This is a genomic window from Candidatus Schmidhempelia bombi str. Bimp, from assembly GCF_000471645.3.
Classification (GTDB): Bacteria; Pseudomonadota; Gammaproteobacteria; order Enterobacterales; family Orbaceae; genus Utexia; species Utexia bombi.
Map to the genome: position 1 here is coordinate 1 of NZ_AWGA01000092.1, position 3,911 is coordinate 3,911.

Annotated in this window: 5 protein-coding genes; all 5 read right to left on the bottom strand. The window is 40.3% G+C overall.

Features of this window, described 5'->3' with window-relative positions; genetic code table 11:
• On the bottom strand, positions 1-624 hold a 624-nt coding region (locus tag O970_RS08945; RefSeq protein ID WP_202976379.1), incomplete at its 3' end, for a CdiA C-terminal domain-containing protein.
• On the bottom strand, positions 602-1,330 hold the full coding sequence (locus tag O970_RS08950; protein WP_133459363.1) for a VENN motif pre-toxin domain-containing protein: 729 nt from the start codon (positions 1,328-1,330) through the stop codon (positions 602-604). The genes O970_RS08945 and O970_RS08950, both read right to left, overlap by 23 nt.
• A gap of 137 nt (positions 1,331-1,467) precedes the next feature.
• Positions 1,468-2,709 (bottom strand): hemagglutinin repeat-containing protein, encoded by a 1,242-nt coding sequence (locus O970_RS08955; RefSeq protein ID WP_133459364.1) that lies wholly within the window; start codon positions 2,707-2,709, stop codon positions 1,468-1,470.
• A 152-nt stretch (positions 2,710-2,861) separates the two neighbouring features.
• Positions 2,862-3,068, bottom strand: a complete 207-nt coding sequence (locus O970_RS08960) for a hypothetical protein (protein WP_133459365.1) — start codon at positions 3,066-3,068, stop codon at positions 2,862-2,864.
• Positions 3,069-3,080: 12 nt separating this feature from the next.
• Positions 3,081-3,911 (bottom strand): hypothetical protein (locus O970_RS09955; RefSeq protein ID WP_275055055.1); only part of this gene is annotated, 831 nt, incomplete at its 5' end.

Genomic DNA, 3,911 nt, shown 5'->3' on the forward strand with positions numbered 1-3,911 from the left:
ATCATTGAACTGTTTTTGTAAATCTTTTATTGTTGCTTTCGTATCCGCTAAATTGATAACGACATTATTTGTCTGGCCTCTTTCAACCTTTTTCTCTACTTCTCTCCATATATTTCTAATATTTCCAGAACTGGGAGCATAGTTATCAAAGATTTCACCATTAATTTTATAATCCGGATTTTTTACTCCAGAGGTTATTGGGTTTTGTTCAACGTGATAGCCGTTCTGAGAAAGTATTTTTGCACTCTCATTTTCTCGGACTAATGATCGTATATTTTCAGTAGAAGCATTAGGTGGAAGTTTAGTTTGTTGCCCTGTTAAAGATCCACTCGTCCCCTTTCCAGCTTTTATTTCTTTTTCATTTTTGGCATGCTCGCCAAACTTACTTGATTTATTGCCTTTTTGAGATGTTGCTACATTATTCTCAACTTTTTCTTTTATAAATTGTTGGAATTGTTTATTTGTACTTTTGGCACCAAATCGACTTAAAGCAGCATTTAATTCTAATAAAGATTCAGTATTTGCACCAGATAAATAATCGCCTGTAGCTTTATTGAGTACTGAAATCAAATCAGCTTTGTCAGTGTCGGTTAAAGACTTATCAGCCATAGCAAGTGGCGGCACTAATTGGTCCTGGTAAAAATGCACCTATTTGCTCTGGGGCTCGCATCCATAGTTCAACATAATCGCTACCATTAGGCATATCTTTACCTGTTATGAGCCTTTTTAATGCTTCGTCTGTTTCTTCTTGAGTTAAATAACCTGCTGCTGAGGCATGGAGGATACCTTCATAATTTGCTCCTGTTTCAGGCGAAAGACCAATAAAATCGCCACCCAATCCACCATTAGCCCAACTTAATCCATTATTCTCAACCGCATTTTTACTGCTGCTGACTGCAGCGCTGACTTCACTCATGCTACCGCCAGCACTGGCTGCAGCAAGTCCGGCGGCTAGTTGCGATAGGGCGCTGATGTTTTGTTTTTCTTCTTCGGTTAGTTGGTTAACACTTTTATCACCGTATAGCTGTTTGCGAATGATATCCGCAGCAATTTCATCCGTAAGCGCCCCTGCGCCCCCCGCTAACCCTGAATTGCCTTGTAGCTCGGCAACGGCCGCACCCAATATGGCGTGGGCAATTAAACGGGCGGCTTCATTATCGCCCGCCTGTATTTTGATTTGCTCAGCCAACCATGAGGCACTGGCGCCGGCTAAGCCGCCAGCGATATCGCCAGTCATCATGCCTGTGATAATGGCAATAGCAGAATCGACGCCTTTATTAAAGTCACTGCCCATTTTGTTTTCATTGCCATGGTTATTTTGTTTATCCATGGTTTGTTTTAGGTCTTTAATCTGGGCACCTAAATCTTTTAAGCCGGTGACAATTTCTTGTCGGGTTTGTTCTTTTTCTTTATCAAAGATAGGGTTGAGTTTGTGGTGTGCCTGCTCAGTGTTATGACTGAGTTCATTTATATCTTGGATTTGTTTGTCCGTGTGTCACGGATGATTAATTCTCCCTCACTGATTGCCGAATGGGTGATGTTTGAGGTTTTATCATCGTGCTCATATATCGATGGCATCCCGCCATTCGCTTTTGGGTTACCATCGGTATGACTGGTGCCTCCTGCCATACCGATGCTATCTACCTCAAATTCCGCTTTGTTTTTAATATCGGTAAAGCCGATAGTACCGGTATCTAACCGATTATTGTCTTTATCCGCTGTTGATGCAATCACCGCACCATTTAACTGGGTATGGTTACCCACGGTAATGTCATAGCCGCCCGTGCCAGCAAAAATGCCCGATTGTTCATTGACCGACGCATAGTCATTTTTCATTCTATCTTGATTAAAGCTACCACTGGCTTGACTGTCCCCATAACAGATAGGGGGAACGCAAATACTGACATTGGCACCGGATGAGGTGTGTTTAGAATCGAGTTTTTCTTTATCTTGAACGCTGCTAATTATCAAATCACGCCCAATATTTGCAGTCACCCGATTACCTGCCAGCTCGGCACCGTCTAAGATAACATCACGCCCACTGTGAATGTTCAGCGCATTACCAGCAGTCACTTTACTGTTGTGATTAATTTCGGCATAGCCGTTTTCTTTACCTTTTGACTGGCTGGCTGCGATTTCTACAGAGAAGCCGTTTTGTCCGCCAATTAACCCAAAACCAACGCCAACCCCATAATGGTTGCCTGAATCCCGGTTTTTAATCTTTTCGGTACTTTGTGCTGCATCGAATTTAATGTCATTGCCGGCATTGAGATTAATATTGTGCCCTTGAATATCCACCCCTTTGCCTTCAATGTTTTCTTGCGCTGTGATATTCACATTTTGACCGGCATGAATAACGGTACCGGATTGGGAATGATGGTGGTACTCATTTTTTTGTTTGGCATTATTGGCTGTAGCGCTCACGGTGACTTTGACTAAGGACGATGACATACCATTATTATTTTCTTCAATACCGGTACTGACATGATTGATACCTGATGTATTAAATTTTGCTTGCCCCGCATTAACCGCTGCCTTGGCGGCATAAATGGCAAATAAGCGTTTATCGTCATGATTTTCGACGGATTTGGCGGTTTTATCAATCGCTTGAGAGGCACTGACAAAATAGCCCGATGTAGAAACCGTAATGCCGTATTGCTTATCTTGGGTTTGTGATTGCAGTAACTTATCATCTTCACTGGTATCCATAAAAGGACGCTAGCTTGAGCAGCTCGGGTTACCCCAAGCTGCCTGTAGTTATTACCATTGCGGACAATAAATTAATTATTGAACTTGCGATGCAGAGCTAGAAAGAAATTAGTAGATCCTGGAGATTAACTAGGATCTACTAATTAAATAGACTATAAATTAATATTATTTTTCTCTGCTAATTCACTAAGCATCGCTCCAAATTCCAAAAGTTCTTCTCTAGTCCAACCTGTTAAAGTAGGAATTTCATTTACACTACACGAAATTAAAACCGCTGATTCAAGTTCTCTTATTAAGTTAAACTCTCTTTCGCTCATTTCAATATTCAATAAGTTATTTTGTTTTCCTAATATCTTCATTTAAAACCTCAATTAATTTATCGGCGGTGTTTTTTGAGTAGGTAAACGTTTAATATAATTATCCCACCCAATATCATAATCTGGTCTGAATGCTGTACTTTCACCTTTACCAGGATTTCTTATAACAACAGTTCTTGTATTTGAATCTAAATAAACAATCCTGCCATCTGAATAATAACGTACATCCGTTGGGTTATTAATAACTTTTTCAACATGTTGTTGGAATTGCTCTCGTGTTTTAATACCTAATGAATTGAATTCACCTTTCTGTAAAACATGTTTATCAAAAGCATGTCCATTAGCGATTTCTTGAGAAGTTAATTGAGAATTCAATTTAGGATTATTTACAATATTTTCAGCGCCAGTAGTAGGTTTAGTAGCGTTTGTCGTCCCCTTTCCAGCTTTTATTTCTTGCTCATTTTTGGCATGCTCGCCAAACTGGCTTGATTTATTTCCTTTTTCAGGAGTAGCCTTATTAATTGTCGTTTCAGGGGCTTTTCCTGATTGTTGTATTTCTCCTTTTGCTTCGCCAGCAACTGGTTTATTTTTAACAATTTTATTGCCCTTTATACCATAATGAGTCCCTGCCAGTGAAGAGGTAATTCCGTGGGCGGCCATGATAGCTCGATATTGTGTCGCGACTTCGGTTACATTACGTCCACTCTCCTTGGCTATGGCTTCTATCGCCAGTAAATGTTGGACTTCCTCCTTAGATAATCCGTTTAATGCCTCATTTAACGCAGCTGCATCATGTCGATATAATTCTCTGTATTTGATTATATAGTTGAAGTCATCGTCGTACTGCGATTTTGTTATCCATGCCTCTTGTAGCGCTCCTTGGCA

Bases quoted from the DNA above. Each gene is read 5' to 3' on its own strand.
- O970_RS08950 (WP_133459363.1), bottom strand. From the start codon at position 1,330: ATGGATAAACAAAATAACCATGGCAATGAAAACAAAATGGGCAGTGAC.
- O970_RS08955 (WP_133459364.1), bottom strand. From the start codon at position 2,709: ATGGATACCAGTGAAGATGATAAGTTACTGCAATCACAAACCCAAGAT.
- O970_RS08960 (WP_133459365.1), bottom strand. From the start codon at position 3,068: ATGAAGATATTAGGAAAACAAAATAACTTATTGAATATTGAAATGAGC.